A 16115-nucleotide genomic window follows, 5' to 3' on the forward strand; every position below is an offset into this window, starting at 1 on the left:
CTCTTTTTATTTTTATTTTTAGTTATAATTTATAACTTGTCGTCAACAAAAAGGCTCTTGGTGTGCTTGGCATGCTGTTTGAACGCCAATATTCTTTTCCTAATAAATTGGTTAATGATAGCGTTATATCATAAGATTTTGCTTGATAACCAACCGCACTATTCCAAACGGCATATCCAGAACGTTTATGTTGATTTTTATCATCACTATACATTGAACCTTTATAATTGATTTCTAATTCTGTAAACCAATTTTCATAAGGTAAGTAACGGACACTTAAATAACCGCTATTTTTGGCTGTATTAGATAAATATTTTCCTTTATTAGCGGGTACTTTTTTATCTTTATGAACTTTAGCTTGTTGATAACCAATGCCGCTGTTGATATACCATTTTGGCATCAACTCACCAATAACACTTAATTCAATACCTTGACTGCGATCACTTCCTCTGACCTGCCAATTATAAGGATCGTTAACTGAATCAGGTTGATAGCGAACATTGTATAATTCAAGATCATAAACAGCAATTTGCGAAGAAAACTTATCATTTAACCAATCGCTTTTGATACCAATCTCATATTGTCGTGAATATTGAGGTTTATTGTCATAGACTGTTTTTGAGTCTGTAGAAAGTGTAATAAGTCCTCGTCCACCATAAGGAGAAAAATTCTTACTATAAGAAGAATAGACACTTTGTGACTCTATAGGTTGCCAGATTAAACCTATCCTAGGACTTAACGAGTGGCCATCGTAAGATCGGTGTTGGTGTTTTAATTTATCATTTGATGCAAATTTATAATTATCGTAACGTAACCCAGTTAACATTTTCCATTGGTTTGTAAAACTGATTAAATCTTGCCAATAAAGTCCTTGGGATGTCGCTTTGTGATTAGTTTTAGTATTTAATTTATTATAATGTGGTTTTGTAGTGTGCCAATGGGGGTGAAATGGATCAACCAATTCAGGATAGGCACTAGTCAAAGCTAATCTTGGTTGACGTTTTTCTATGTTATATTCAATACCGACTAACATATCATGAGTAATGCTTGCTGTATTAAATTTACCTATTAAGTCAATTGTATTACTATAAGTTATGTTGGCGGTTTCTTGCCAAGCACGTCTAAATTGCAATTTGCCTTGGTAATTGCATGCTTTGCCATTGCTCAGTTTACCATTCAAATCACAATAACTACCACCATAAATATGATCAAAGTTTTGACTAGCTTTACGGTATAAATTGGTCAGTTTAATTGACCAGTCATAATTAAATTCAAACCCCATGACTGAACGTAATGATTTAAAATTATCTTTTACATAGTCATCAGGGTGAGCATATGCCGTTTTTAATGATACACCTTTAGGTAATTCATAATAAGCTGGCGCTCTATCTGGTCTACGCCATAAATTATCATGGGTATATTGCACTAACCAATTAAATCCATCCAAATTATCATAAAGTATACTTGGCGAAATCATTATATCTCTTTGTTTTATTCCTTTGCGAAAACTACGATCTGATTGATGATCAATCGTCATACGCATCGCAAGTTTGTCATGTAAAATATGATTGATATCAAGCATACCGCCATATTTATCCCACGAACCACTTCGTAAACTTAACGTTGTTGGTGAGTCAAAATTAGCTTGTTTACTAATCATATTAATGATTCCTCCACCTGAACCTCGACCATAAAGCGCCGATGCAGGACCTTTTAATATTTCAATGCGTTCGATATTTGCTGTGCTTTGCCTAACCTGTCCACTTGCGCGAACACCATCACGATAGATATCTCCAGAACTAGCAGAAAAACCACGAATTTTTATACCTTCATCACGCATATCATAGGTCGCATCGACTCCGGGTATTTTGTTGACTATTACACTAAGATCATTTTTTCCGTATGTTTTTTCTTGTTCAAGATTAACAGAATTAATGGTTTGCGGAATATCTTTAATATTAAAAGGCATTTTAGTTGCTGTTGATGATTTTTTTATTCGTTGATCATTATTGTCCTTAATTGTTGCAACAACCTTCATAGTTTCAATATTAGTGTCATCTTTTTCTTCTTGTGCGAAAGTAACAAAAGGGACTGTACTTAATAAACCCAGTATGGTTAATTGATTAACTAATTTCATTGTTTATCCTATTATCTTTTGTTGTGTTTTATTAATTTTATGTAACACGCATGATAATAGTTATCATTTTCATTTACAACCTATTTTATATTTTTTAACCATTTTTACTTAATGCTTTTTATACTTTATTGATAATTTTATTATTTATGAAAAGTTGACGTAATTAATAAAAGATGAATAAATTATGAGAAATGAATTATGTATAACGCTTTGATTGTTAATAGATCGAGAATTGAGTATTTTAAAATTTAGCTGATTTGCTTAGGAATAATATAAATAGATAGTATAAATAATGGTGGGTCGTGAGCGATTCGAACGCTCGACCAACGGATTAAAAGTCCGCTGCTCTACCGACTGAGCTAACGACCCATTTGATAAATATCAGTTTAGATTGGATACTACAAGTTACTACGGGGTGGTATGATACTTATAATTATAACGCTACGCAACCCTTTTTATTACTATTCTTACACGATAGTTGGTTATTTATACACTTTATTTTAAAGATGCTAATTTTTTCTTAGCACGATCAACTATACTCTTATCTTTTGGATATTTATTTACCACTTGTTGAAAAACTGTTTTAGCTTTCTTGGAGTCGCCTTTATCAAGTAAGATTAACCCTATTTTATAAAGACTATCTGCAGCTTTAGGAGAAGATGGGAAATTTTTTACTACAGTGGCATAATAAAATGAAGCGTCGTCTTTTTTACTTTGTTTATATAAAAGTTGACCAAGCCAATAATTAACGTTGGCTCGATACCTAGACTTTGGATAAGCCTGCAGATACTTTTGAAATGCGGCGATCGACTCACTATTTTGTTGAGCCTCATTAACAAACTGTATTATAAAATTGTAATCAACTTTTTCATCTCCTGAAGCTCTCCAATCTGACAAATTTGATGAAGAGGTTGGCGAATCAAGATTTATAGATTGAGATGAATTATCTTGTTGGGAATCAGAACTAGGATTTGGTGAAAATCCAGAACTATTACCAATTTGTTGGAAAATCATTTTTTGACGTTCAATTACTTGATTAAGTTGATATTTTGTTTCTTCTAACTGACCACGAAGCGTATCTACATCAGCTTGTAAATCGCTAATTTTCTGTTGATTTTCAATCAATAATTGACCTTGAGCTTGAACTGTTCTATCTACATCAGAACTACCTGCAGAACAGCCATAACCAGTGAACAAAACAAATAAGAACAATGTGAGTGTTTTTTTATGCATTTTTTAAACTCGCGATGAACTCAGAATAAATAACGGCTGAATAATCAGCCGTTATAAGATACAATTAATAACCAACATAGGTTACAACAGCACGACGATTTTTAGCATAAGAGGCTTCATCATGACCTAACACAGCCGGCTTTTCTTTACCGTAAGAAACGATTTCCATTTGACTTGCTGAAGCTCCATTACCTTGTAGGTATGATTTAACAGCTGCCGCACGACGTTCACCTAATGCAATGTTATACTCTGGGGTTCCACGTTCATCAGCATGGCCTTCAATAACAACTTTTATATTAGTTGAGCGAATAAATACAGCGTGTGCATTTAACAAAGTTTCATATTCAGATTTAACATTGTATTTATCAAAATCAAAATATACTGTATTGATTTGTTCTAATTTTTGAAGTTGTTCTAAAGCTTCTTTTGATAAAGCACCATTTAAATTTCCACCCGTGTTGTGACTTTTATTAGATGAACAAGCTGTTATAGCGATTAAAGGTAAAGTAACCGCAGCTACTTTAAGAAATTTAGAAAATTGCATTGTATAAACTCCTTTTGTTTAAATAAATTATTATTTATATATAACCGGCCTAATAAGATTAGAGGTATATATTATAACGACCTTAAATTTTACACAATTTTAATATTGTTTTTTCGAATCATTCTTATAAATATGGTGACCAAGCAGGGAATTTTACTTGCCCATCTGTTGCTGGTAACCTTGCTTTGAAATTACCATCAGTAGACACCAGATTTAAAATTGTACCTAACCCTTGCGATGAACTATAAATGATCATTGTACCATTTGGTGCAATACTTGGAGTTTCATCTAGAAAAGTATCAGTTAAACGTTGATAGGTTTTTGTATCCATATCATACCGAGTAATATGTTGCTCACCATTATTAGTTGAAATCATAGCAATAAAAGAACCATCTGGTGACACCCTTGCATTCTGATTTTGCGTATTATCCCACGTTATTCTTTGCGATTGACCTGTATTAATATTGATACTGTATAACTGAGGGCGACCCGCTTGGTCAGAAGTGTAAACAATAGTTTGATTATCAGGCATCCAAGAAGGTTCAGTATCATTACTACGGCTTGAAGTAATTTGAGTAATTTTTTTACTGCTTAAATCCATCATATATAAATTTAAGCTACCACTTTTAGATAAAGCAAATGCCAATTTACTACCATCTGGGGAAAACGCCGGTGCGCCATTGTGTTGAGGGAAAGAAGCTATTGTTTGAACAGCACCACTGTTCAATGTTTTTAAAACTAACGAAGAATGACCACCCTCAAAAGTTACATAAGCAATTTTTTTACCATCTGGCGACCATGTAGGCGACATTAAAGGTTCTTTAGAACGATGAACAGTAATTTGATCATATCCATCATAATCAGATACTCTTAATTCGTGAGAAAAAGGTCCTTTAGTAGTTTTAACAACATAAGCAATTCTCGTTCTAAATGCTCCCTTAATACCTGTTAATGATTCAAAGATCTCATCGCTTGCAGTATGAGCAGCATAACGAACCCAACGTTTTTCAATAGAAAATTGATTTTGTGATAAAACTGCACCAGGTCGATTAACTATATCTACTAATTGATAATTTATAAGATATTTTCCAGAAGCATCGGGCTGTATTGAGCCAACTACAACGGCAGAAACCCCAAGATTATTCCATACCGCAGGGGTAATTTCTGAAGCAGTTGTTGGTTTCTGAGGCATTTGATTAACGTCAATAGGATTGAACTTACCGCTATTACGCAAATCAGAAGCAATAATATCTTCAATAATTTGTGGAGCTTCTCCACCACCAGTCCATTTAAATGGGGCAACAGCGATTGGTTTAGCTGAACTCACACCATCAGTAATAATAATTCTGACCTCAGAATTAGCCATTGTGGTAAAAAATAAAATAAAGCAAGTTGTCAAAAAGCGAGAAGCGAATTTGATCATCTTAAATTCCTTAATAAAAGCAAGAAACATTGAGTTAAATTAAACATAAACCGATAAAAAACAGAAAATAAAACCTTTAAAAATTAATATATTGCCGTTAGCTAACTCCAAATACTAAACTTTACAAAACATAAACAATTTTGTAGCAAGAAAGATAGCCGATATCTGGTAACAAGTCCATAGTCTTTAAAATAAAAAGATTTGTTTAATAATAATGGCTTTACTATATAAAATACTCAAAGTAATAATAAAAAATTATTCTATTGTGGATGCCTATACTAATCCTATTTAAATAAGGTTTAAAGAGTTTGAAAAGATATTTTTATACATGAAAAAGAGCGGATATATCAAAAAGTTTATAATTTTGATGGTGGCCATAAGGAGGTGAGAATTTTGGTTAAAAAGATGCCATTATTTTTGGCAATTTTCACAATAAAAAGTATTACGCTGTCCTATTTTTTGTGATTTTATTTCTGTACCACAAATTAGGCATGGCTTGCCATCCCGCCCATAAACGAGTAACTCCTGTGCAAAATATCCAGGTTTGCCATCAGACTGAAGAAAATCCTTTAGTGTTGTTCCGCCTTGTTCAATTGATTTGGTAAGAACTTGTTTAATGGAAGCAACCAATCTTTCAAATTCATTAAATTGTAAAGTGTTGACTTTACGATTAGGATTAATTTTAGCCATAAATAACGATTCAGAAGCGTAAATATTACCGACTCCAACCACAATATGGTTATCCATAATCCAGCTTTTAATGGGTACTTGACGATTTCGGGCTTTTTCGAATAGATATTCCGCTGAAAATTCATGGCTTAAAGGCTCTGGTCCCAAATGTTGTAATTGAGATATTTCACCTAATGAATTTGCCCAAAGCCAAGATCCAAAACGCCTAGGATCGGTATAACGTAATATGACACCATTTCCTAAAACTAGATCGATATGATCGTGCTTCTCTGCTTTTTGGCGGTTTTGTAAAATACGCAAGCTACCTGACATTCCCAAATGAATCACAATCCAATTGTTAGATAGCTGTAATAATAAATATTTTGCACGGCGTTTTATATCTAAAATCACTTGTCCATGAGCATTACTTATAGCCCTATCAACCGGCCAGCGTAATTTAGATTGTCGAACAATAATTTTATCTATAGTTTGTCCCTTTAAATACGGTAAGATGCCTCGGCGACTTGTTTCAACTTCCGGTAATTCAGGCATATTATTCCCCCTAGTTATTTAATAGGTCTGTAACCCAAGTTGGAGCTTGCTGAGCAGGCACTGACTGCTTATTGCCAGTACATAAGCTCTGAGGATTAATCGTCCATACGGGTAAAGATCGAATGCCACTTCCATTACATTGCCACTGTCCATCACTATCAATAGGCACCATAAAAATATTTTGAGGCTGTGGCAATACTAATTTCTTTGGTGGGTTATTTTGTAAATATTCACTATAAATTTTTAGCGCTCCAGTTGCCCCTGTCAATTTCATTGGAGAATGATCATCTAAACCAATCCAAATAACAGCAACATTTTTACCGTCAATCCCTGTAAACCAGCTATCACGAGAATCATTACTTGTTCCTGTCTTAGCAGCTAAATTAAACGAACCGTATTTAGCTTTTAATGAACGAGATGTCCCCGAATTAACCACTTGTTGCATAGCATAAGTCGTTAAATAAGCCGATTGTTGAGATACTGCCTGAAGTTGTTGAGGATAGCTTTGATAAACTAACTCGCCTTTATCTGTCAACACATATCTTAAAATAGAAAGTGGAGAACGTTGACCATTATTAGCTATCGTTTGAAACATCTGTGCAGTTTCTAACGGTGTTAATTCTAAAGCACCAAGTAACCTTGATGGTAAATTAGGTATACGCTCTGCTGGTACGCCCAACGCTTGTAAAGTATTCTTTGTTGCATCAAGCCCCAATGCCATACCTAAATTAACAGTAGGTACATTGAGTGAAAGCGCTAGTGCGTCGACCAACATAACACGATCGCGAAATTTACGATCATAGTTTTTCGGTTCCCAATACCCCCCACCATCAAGCTTAATCGATAAAGGGTTATCGTTAAGCCAAGTATTAAGTTGGTAATGATCGGGTTGTCCAAGTGCGGTTAAATAAGTTGACGGTTTAGCTAATGAACCAATCGCTCGCTGAGTTAACCAAGCACGATTATAACCCGGATAACGCGGCTCTGCGCTACCAATAATAGCGCGAATTTCCCCAGTCTCGCGACTCACAATCACCATTGCTGTTTGTAATTCTTTATTGGTTGATGTACGTAGTTTCTCAATTTCATTAGTAACCGCTTGCTCTGCAGCAGATTGAGCCACAGGATCAAAGGTAGTAAAAATCTTCATACCAGACAAATGATCTGCTTTATCACCTAATTGTTTTCGAAGTTCACTGCGCACAACTTGCATAAATGCTGGTTGTGGTGAAATCACACCACCTTTAGGTAGAACTGTTAGTGGGCGCTGACTTAATAAAGTATACAGCTCATCGTCAATAATACCTTGCTGCTCAGCGAGTTTTAAAACCACATTACGACGTTCTATAACTTGTTGAGGTTGTGTCCAAGGATTATATAGCGAAGCTCCTTTTACCATACCAACCAGCACTGCTTGCTGATCCAATGTAAGTTCATTAACTGGACGACCAAAATAGTAAAGACTAGCTAATGGAAACCCATGGATCTCTTCACTACCCGCTTGTCCAAAATATACTTCATTTAAATAAAGTTCTAAAATACGCTCTTTGCTATAACGGCCATCCAAAATCAACGCCATATATGCCTCACGTATTTTGCGACTTAAACTACGTTCGTTAGTTAAAAAAAGGTTTTTGACTGTTTGCTGAGTTAATGTACTTCCACCTTCAGTACGGCCAGTTGTTAAATTAACAAAAATCGCACGACCAATAGAGTATAAACTTACGCCATGATGATCATAAAAACGTTTATCTTCCGTTGCGACTAATGTTTTTAATAATGAATCAGGAAACTTCTTTAATGGAATAAACAACCGTTGTTCACCATTTGGAGAATGCATCATCGTAATTAATTTAGGATCAATCTTAAGCAATCCAAAATCACGCCCTGAATCTAGATTAGTAATACGATCAATACGATTTTCATAAAAAGTTATTCTGACTCTAAAAGCTTGCTCTTCACCATCAGGAAAAGTAAAAGGTCGACGATAAATTTCAACCGCATCATTTCTTACAATAAATTCGCCTGGACGAGTAGCTTTGGTATCTTGTTGACGATATTGCGCACCAACTAATATTGTTACCACATCATTTAGACTATATTCACTATCTGGTTCAAGATCAATAATTTGTCCATAAACTGCAGCCGGTAATTCCCACACATTCCCATCAATTCGCTCTTTAATCTGCTGATCAAGATAGATGCCATAAATAATAGCCACAGGGACTAAGACAAGAAATAACTTAAACAGTAATACTAAAAATCTGCGCCACAGTGTAGGATTTTTAGTTTTTTTTGAAGATCTTTTTTTTGTTGTTTTAGCTGATGTGTTCAAAGTGCACCTAACATTTATTATTCAATAAAATTAGCTTATGATAACATAATTTTTTGGTGATACCTTTCCCTTATTTTGTCAAAAACTTAAAGTAAATAGGAATTTAAGTATGAAATAAATACATAAATTTAAAACTCTAGCTGTGAGCTAATACTTTTCACTTTTGACAAAAATGCTTTTTTCGATTTACCTGTTAATCCTTCTGAAATAGGTAAACTTGCTGTTAAAGGATTAACTGGCTTATTATTAATATGTAATTCAAAGTGCAAATGAGGTCCTGTGGAACGACCTGTATTTCCTGATAACCCGATTTTATCACCTTGCTTAACCTGCTGACCTGGTTTGACTAATATTTTATCCAAGTGCATATAAGTTGTCATATATTGACGCCCATGCCGAATAGCAATATAGTTACCCGCTGAGCCACTATACTTTGCAATTACTACTTCACCATTACCAACAGATAATACGGGTGTACCGCGCGATACAGCAAAATCAACACCATTATGTGGAGCTATTTGTCCTGTAACTGGATGTAAACGACGGGGGTTAAATCCAGAAGAAACACGGGCTTTTTTTGCTAAAGGGTAACGAAAAAAGCTTTGAGATAAACTATTACTGTTGATGTCATAATATTTACCATCATCAGCTAAAATAGCATAATAATCTTTGGTTCCATTTTTAACTCGAACACCTAGCAACTGACTATTAGATAAACTTTTACCACGCATTTCTCGCGTTAAAACAACTGAAAACTTATCACCAACCTGTAATCGCCGAAAATCTAAACGCCACTGTAAAGCACGAGTTATTATAGCAATTTCATTACTTGTTAGCCCACTTTTACGGGCATCAGCGACAAAACTAGATTTAATATCGCCTTTTATAACAACATTTTGTGGTACAACCTCAGCTATTTCCGAACTTTCTATAAAGTTACCATCCAATTTTTCATAAATTCGAATATTATTGCTTGATATTGTCCAATTAAAAGTTTGTAAATTATGATTTTCATCAGTTGTCCAACTAATTTGCTGTCCTATTCTTAAATTTGCAAGTTGCTTAAATTTAGTTGTTAATTGATAAATATCATTTCGATTAACATTATAGCGAAGTAAGATATCATGCAAAGTATCACCACGTACGATTGTATATTGTACAGAGTTATCTTTATCATCAACAATATCATCTAATTCGTCTTTAGTGATCTCATCTTCTGGAATATCTGATGATTCCGTAACAACCGCAGGCTTTCCATTTACTATCTCAACGCTTTCATCATCTGTAGCAGAAAAATGGATATTATCAGTTACAGTAGTTTCAACTTGTGGTGTTAAAGGAACATAAACAGTTCTATCCAAATTGAGTGGACGCCACAAAATAGAAAATAAGATCACAATGAAAAGCCCCCCCAGTATTGAAAAATAGGGAATCTTAAAATTATTTTTTTCAAAATCAGGGGATTTTATTTGTCTTGCCAAAATTAACCTTAACTATTTATTACTAAAGCTAGTTTTTATCTAAACAATCCAACAGTTGCTGTGTTAATTTTGATAAAAATTGTGAATATGCATCTTTGGAAAGAGCGATTCCTGTCCCTAATGGATTCAATTCTCCAATTCGAACATTTGTTCCATTCACTAATTTTTCAATAACAGCAGGGCTAAACTGTGGTTCTCGAAATACACATACCGCTTGGTGTTCTTTAAGCTCCTGTTGAATTGCATAAACTTTTTGAACACCTGGCTGAACCGCTGGGTTTATAGTAAAACTACCTAGATTTTTTAATCCGAACTGCGTCTCAAAATAGCCATAGGCATCATGAAACACAAAATACCCTCTATTTTGTACGGTAATTAGTTTTTTTGCAATGTTTTGTTCGGTTTCTGTAAGGTTAATGATGAATTCGTTTAGATTTTCATCAATTAATGTGCTTTTATCTGGATACAGTGTAACAAGCTTATCATGAATTGATTGTGCAATAATTTTAGCAATTTTAGGTGAAAGCCAAATATGCTCATCATACTCACCATGATTATGGTGATGGTGATGGTGATCTTGATTGATAAGATCATGAGAATGAGTATCTTCGTGCTCATTTTCATCATGACTAGTTCTAAGCAATGATTTGATTTCGGGTACACTCATTAATTCAATTTGTTTTTTCCTATCTATACTTTTTAGGACTGTTGGCATAAAAACTTCCATATCTTCACCAACCCAAATTACAAGATCAGCTGACTTGAGTTTAGCTAAATCAGATGGCTTTAAATAATAGGTATGAGGGGAGGCGCCATCAGGAAGTAAAATGCCTGTATCAGTTACCCCTGAAGCAATCGCTTCAGTAATAAAACCTATCGGTTTTACAGATGAAATAACTTTCGCGTTAGCATAATTAATTGAGCTTTGAACAAACACTAATGAGCCAAATATCAAAAAAGAGGCTAATAGCTTACTATTTAGTAGAATATATTTTTTCACAAAGTTATCCTATATTTATAGAGTATGATAAAATGTAGTTATCAATTGTTATAATATAACATAACAAATTTACGGGCAAGGGTACTTAGCTATATGATGACGCCATTAATTTCACTTAATAATGTTTCTGTAGAAATTAACCATCAAAAAATATTATATGATGTTTCATTATCACTTCATCTTAATCAAATTATTACAATACTAGGGCCTAATGGCGCAGGTAAATCAACGCTTGTAAAAGTGATTTTAGGGTTGATTTCATATACATCAGGGACAATAACGCGTATACCTAATTTAACAGTTGGTTATGTACCACAATCAATCAATTTAAATTCAGCTCTACCTATTACCGTCAAACGTTTTATGCATCTAAATAGACGATTAACTAATAAAGACATTATCAATACGCTATCAATGGTAAAAGCTGAATATTTGATGAACAAATCGATGCATCAACTATCTGGAGGTGAATTACAACGTGTTTTACTAGCTCAAGCTCTAGCAAAACAGCCTCAATTATTAATTCTTGATGAACCAACTCAAGGAGTAGATGTCAATGGACAGGTATTATTATATGATTTAATTATTAACGCAAAAAAACAGTTTAATTGCGGTGTTTTAATGGTTTCTCATGATCTTCATCTAGTAATGGCAAAAACGGATGAGGTAATTTGTTTAAATCATCACGTTTGTTGTTCTGGTACACCTGCGAATGTTTCTAATGCCCCAGAGTTTATTTCGCTTTTTGGTAAACATAACGCATCACAAATCGCTATTTATAAGCACCATCACAATCATCTGCATGATTGTTGCAAACATTCTATTGAGAAAAATTAACAAACTATTTGCTTAATTATGGAAAAAAATAATGATTGAGTTACTATTGCCTCCTTTGTTAGCAGGACTATGTTTAACTAGTATAACTGGGCCTTTGGGTACTTTTGTTGTTTGGCGAAGAATGTCTTATTTTGGTGATACTTTATCACATGCAGCTTTGCTTGGGATCTCATTCGGCTTTTTACTAAATATCAATTTATTTTATGCTGTCATTTTTATCACAATTTTACTTGCTTTAGGATTGATTTGGTTAGAAGCACAAAAACAGCTTCCTATTGATACTTTACTTGGCATTTTAGCTCATAGTGCATTATCACTTGGATTAGTAGTAATTAGTTTAATGAAAAATATTCGCATTGATTTGATGGGATATCTATTTGGAGATCTTTTATCTGTAACATACTCAGATCTTTATCAAATTACTATTTGTGTCATACTCATTGGTGCTTTATTTTTTTGGAAATGGAATAACATTTTATTTATTACTGTGAGCGAAGAGTTAGCTTTTAGTCATGGCATTAATGTGCAGTTCACAAAATTGTTTTTAGTGTTATTATTAGCATTAACAATAGGCCTGTCAATGAAATTTGTTGGCGCGCTAATTATTACGTCTTTACTTATCATCCCTGCAGCAACAGCCAAATATTATTCAAAAACCCCTGAAGCAATGGTGTTAATTGCCATTATAATAGGTATGTTATCAATTATTTCGGGATTAATATTCTCATTTTTTTATGACACACCAACTGGTCCATCAATAGTATTAAGCAATACTTGTCTATTTTTTATATCATTATTTATTTCAAAAGTGATTTTATATAAACAATCCTAAAATTATTGCAAAATTAAATTATTTATTGTGTGATGTATCCCATTTATTAAATGGCTTAATACTTAGCTTAAGATCTTTCTAATATCATAATAGTGAAATACACTATATTAATGATTATAAATTATGTCACTTGCAATTATTTATACACGGGCATCTATTGGAATACAAGCCCCTTTAATAAACGTTGAAGTTCATATTAGCAATGGGATGCCGGGCTTTGTTTTAGTTGGTCTACCTGAAGCAACAGTTAAAGAATCTAAAGATCGAGTGAGAAGTGCTATTATTAATAGCGGTTTTACTTTTCCAGCTAAAAAAATAACAGTAAACTTATCTCCAGCTGATTTACCTAAAGAAGGAAGTCGCTTTGATTTACCAATAGCTATTGCCATTCTTGCCGCAACACAACAAATTCCAACAGAAAATTTATCACATTATGAGTTTTTGGGGGAATTAGCGCTATCTGGAAATATTAGAGCGGTAAAGGGAGCAATTCCTGCAGCTATTTCTTCTAAAAAGAATAAACGTACCTTAATAATTTCAGCCGAAAACCAATCTGAAATTTCATTGATTCATAAAAATAACACATTGATTACAAACAACTTATTAGAGCTGTGTCAATATTTATATAAACAAATTGATTTACCGAGTGTACAATATCGTAAATATCAAGATGTTGATAATAATTTAGCCTGCCTACAAGATATAATCGGACAAGAACACGCCAAGAGAGCATTGGAAATAGCAGCAGCTGGTGGACACAATTTATTATTAATTGGACCTCCAGGAACAGGTAAAACAATGTTAGCTACTCGTTTAACATCTTTATTACCACAATTATCTGATGATGAAGCACTTGAAAGTGCAGCAATAACAAGTCTAGTTAGCCCAAATGGTTCAATCAAAAATTGGCGTAAAAGACCTTTTAGATCACCACACCATAGTGCATCAACTGCAGCACTAGTTGGTGGAGGAACCATACCTAAACCTGGAGAGATTTCACTAGCACATAATGGGATATTATTTTTAGATGAATTACCAGAGTTTAATCGAAAAGTATTAGACGCTTTGAGAGAGCCTATTGAATCTGGTGAAATTATCATTTCAAGAGCCAATGCAAAAATAAAATTTCCCGCAAAGTTCCAACTAATAGCAGCAATGAATCCAAGTCCAACAGGACATTATCAAGGAACTCATAATAGAACAACTCCACAACAGACTATTCGTTATTTAAATAGACTATCAGGTCCATTTCTTGATAGGTTTGATATTTCTATTGAAGTTCCATTATTACCCAAAGGAACATTAAGTCAAAAAACAATTTCAGCAGAATCAACTGAAACCGTAAAAAAGCGTGTTTTACAAGCAAGAAATATTCAATTTAAAAGAAATAATAAATTAAATAGTCAATTATGTGCAAAAGAGATTCAATGCTATTGTCAATTATCAGATGAAAATAGTGAATATTTAGAGCAAGCATTAATTAAATTGGGGCTATCTGCTAGAGCATGGCATAGAATATTAAAAGTATCGCGCACAATTGCTGATTTAGATAAATCAAAAGATATAGAACGAAAACATATTTCAGAAGCATTAAGTTATCGTTCTATGGATAGGTTACTAATTCAATTACACAAAAATATTGGTTAAAAAATTAGTCATCGGTATCAACAAAATCGTCAATTACATCAACTTGTGGTTTTCCACCTGATAAGGTATGAAAACGTTTTGGTTTATTTATACGAGAAAGATACTTCAGCCACGTTTTTTCAAAATCGGTAGATGGTTCTTTTTTGCCTTTACAAACGGCTAAAAATGATTTTTCATCAGCAGTAGTAGGTTTTTTTACTTCTGTATCAAGATCTCTAAAAGCACAGCCATATTTTTCTAAAATGAGTGCTTCTTTAATAGTGAAATCTCCATGACGAGAGAAACCTCTTGGATAATTTTTACTATCGAAAAACCGTTGTTGACTCACAAAACTATCAGTCATGTTTTATCCCCTTTAGTTGTAAAATTAGTTGGCGGGAATTATAATTAACTAAGTTATTCTGTAAACAAAATTCTTTTATTTATGTAAATAAAAGTAATTGAATGAACAAAATTAAATCAAATTAGTTGTTTTTTTGGCAGGGGCGGAGAGTCTCGAACTCCCAACACCCGGTTTTGGAGACCGGTGCTCTACCAATTGAACTACGCCCCTAAATAAGATGGCGGAACGGACGGGGCTCGAACCCGCGACCCCCTGCGTGACAGGCAGGTATTCTAACCAACTGAACTACCGCTCCACCGTATTTGGTATGTATTATTAAATTTAAAAGTCTGGCGGCACCCTACTCTCACATGGGTAATACCCACACTACCATCGGCACTACGGCGTTTCACTTCTGAGTTCGGCATGGGGTCAGGTGGGACCACCGCGCTATTACCGCCAGACATATTCTGTCTTCTCTTTCTCAACTGATGTCCATTATCTCATATCGACATCAATCGCTCAATTCGGAACAAACTGTTTTATCAATCCTTCTTCGTTTATCGATGCTTTTCTACGCTATCAATAACTCCTGCGTAACCCAAAACAACTCCGAGTTGTAAGGTTAAGACTCTCGGTTCATTAGTATCAGTTAGCTCAATGTATCACTACACTTACACACCTGACCTATCTACGTCTTAGTCTCAAACGGACCTTACTGAATCTCTTCAGGGAAAACTCATCTCAAGGCTAGTTTCGTGCTTAGATGCTTTCAGCACTTATCTATTCCGCACGTAGCTACCGGGCAATGCAATTGGCATCACAACCCGTACACCAGCGGTGCGTTCACTTCGGTCCTCTCGTACTAGAAGCAAACCCTCTCAATTTTCCTACGCCCATGGCAGATAGGGACCGAACTGTCTCACGACGTTCTAAACCCAGCTCGCGTACCACTTTAAACGGCGAACAGCCGTACCCTTGGGACCTACTTCAGCCCCAGGATGTGATGAGCCGACATCGAGGTGCCAAACACCGCCGTCGATATGAACTCTTGGGCGGTATCAGCCTGTTATCCCCGGAGTACCTTTTATCCGTTGAGCGAT

Annotated in this window: 12 protein-coding genes, 3 tRNA genes and 2 rRNA genes; 3 read left to right on the forward strand and 14 right to left on the reverse strand. The window is 34.4% G+C overall.

Features of this window, described 5'->3' with window-relative positions; translation table 11 throughout:
* Positions 1 to 22: 22 nt before the first annotated feature.
* The 9 genes from A9G35_RS03050 to znuA form a co-directional block, all read right to left on the reverse strand.
* Positions 23 to 2137 (reverse strand): TonB-dependent receptor, encoded by a 2115-nt coding sequence (locus A9G35_RS03050; RefSeq protein WP_065635627.1) that lies wholly within the window; start codon positions 2135 to 2137, stop codon positions 23 to 25.
* A gap of 293 nt (positions 2138 to 2430) precedes the next feature.
* A tRNA-Lys gene (locus tag A9G35_RS03055) sits at positions 2431 to 2506 on the reverse strand.
* Between the two features lie 126 nt (positions 2507 to 2632).
* Positions 2633 to 3370, reverse strand: a complete 738-nt coding sequence (gene ybgF / locus A9G35_RS03060) for a tol-pal system protein YbgF (RefSeq protein WP_081300095.1) — start codon at positions 3368 to 3370, stop codon at positions 2633 to 2635.
* 64 nt (positions 3371 to 3434) lie between these two features.
* Positions 3435 to 3914 (reverse strand): peptidoglycan-associated lipoprotein Pal, encoded by a 480-nt coding sequence (pal, locus tag A9G35_RS03065; RefSeq protein ID WP_065635628.1) that lies wholly within the window; start codon positions 3912 to 3914, stop codon positions 3435 to 3437.
* A gap of 124 nt (positions 3915 to 4038) precedes the next feature.
* Positions 4039 to 5334, reverse strand: a complete 1296-nt coding sequence (tolB, locus tag A9G35_RS03070) for a Tol-Pal system beta propeller repeat protein TolB (RefSeq protein WP_065635638.1) — start codon at positions 5332 to 5334, stop codon at positions 4039 to 4041.
* Positions 5335 to 5748: 414 nt separating this feature from the next.
* A complete protein-coding gene (gene mutM, locus A9G35_RS03075) occupies positions 5749 to 6558 on the reverse strand; it encodes a bifunctional DNA-formamidopyrimidine glycosylase/DNA-(apurinic or apyrimidinic site) lyase (protein ID WP_065635629.1) in 810 nt (269 codons plus the stop codon).
* 10 nt (positions 6559 to 6568) lie between these two features.
* On the reverse strand, positions 6569 to 8893 hold the full coding sequence (gene mrcB / locus A9G35_RS03080) for a bifunctional glycosyl transferase/transpeptidase (protein ID WP_065635630.1): 2325 nt from the start codon (positions 8891 to 8893) through the stop codon (positions 6569 to 6571).
* Between the two features lie 128 nt (positions 8894 to 9021).
* Complete coding sequence (gene mepM, locus A9G35_RS03085) at positions 9022 to 10374, reverse strand: murein DD-endopeptidase MepM (protein ID WP_065635631.1); 1353 nt, start codon at positions 10372 to 10374, stop codon at positions 9022 to 9024.
* A 28-nt stretch (positions 10375 to 10402) separates the two neighbouring features.
* Positions 10403 to 11374 (reverse strand): zinc ABC transporter substrate-binding protein ZnuA, encoded by a 972-nt coding sequence (gene znuA, locus A9G35_RS03090; RefSeq protein WP_218057185.1) that lies wholly within the window; start codon positions 11372 to 11374, stop codon positions 10403 to 10405.
* A gap of 96 nt (positions 11375 to 11470) precedes the next feature.
* On the opposite strand from znuA, the gene znuC reads away from it, so the two are divergent.
* The 3 genes from znuC (at position 11471) to A9G35_RS03105 (ending at position 14690) form a co-directional block, all read left to right on the forward strand.
* The gene (gene znuC / locus A9G35_RS03095) at positions 11471 to 12211 is read left to right on the forward strand and encodes a zinc ABC transporter ATP-binding protein ZnuC (protein WP_065635640.1); all 741 of its coding nucleotides are present in this window, start codon (positions 11471 to 11473) and stop codon (positions 12209 to 12211) included.
* Between the two features lie 31 nt (positions 12212 to 12242).
* Positions 12243 to 13043 carry a zinc ABC transporter permease subunit ZnuB gene (gene znuB, locus A9G35_RS03100; protein WP_065635632.1) on the forward strand — a complete coding sequence of 267 codons (801 nt, stop codon included), beginning with the start codon at positions 12243 to 12245 and terminating at the stop codon, positions 13041 to 13043.
* Positions 13044 to 13166: 123 nt separating this feature from the next.
* Positions 13167 to 14690, forward strand: a complete 1524-nt coding sequence (locus A9G35_RS03105; protein ID WP_065635633.1) for a YifB family Mg chelatase-like AAA ATPase — start codon at positions 13167 to 13169, stop codon at positions 14688 to 14690.
* Between the two features lie 4 nt (positions 14691 to 14694).
* Here A9G35_RS03105 and A9G35_RS03110 read toward each other — a convergent pair whose 3' ends face one another.
* The 5 genes from A9G35_RS03110 to A9G35_RS03130 form a co-directional block, all read right to left on the reverse strand.
* A complete protein-coding gene (locus tag A9G35_RS03110; RefSeq protein WP_065635634.1) occupies positions 14695 to 15033 on the reverse strand; it encodes a DUF413 domain-containing protein in 339 nt (112 codons plus the stop codon).
* Positions 15034 to 15167: 134 nt separating this feature from the next.
* Positions 15168 to 15243 (reverse strand) — tRNA-Trp (locus A9G35_RS03115).
* A gap of 8 nt (positions 15244 to 15251) precedes the next feature.
* Positions 15252 to 15328, reverse strand: a tRNA-Asp gene (locus A9G35_RS03120).
* A 32-nt stretch (positions 15329 to 15360) separates the two neighbouring features.
* Positions 15361 to 15476, reverse strand: a 5S ribosomal RNA gene (gene rrf, locus A9G35_RS03125).
* A gap of 157 nt (positions 15477 to 15633) precedes the next feature.
* A 23S ribosomal RNA gene (locus tag A9G35_RS03130) occupies positions 15634 to 16115 on the reverse strand; the annotation flags it as partial.

The sequence above is a fragment of the Gilliamella sp. Choc5-1 genome (assembly GCF_001690595.1).
GTDB classification, from domain to species: Bacteria; Pseudomonadota; Gammaproteobacteria; order Enterobacterales; family Orbaceae; genus Gilliamella; species Gilliamella apicola_M.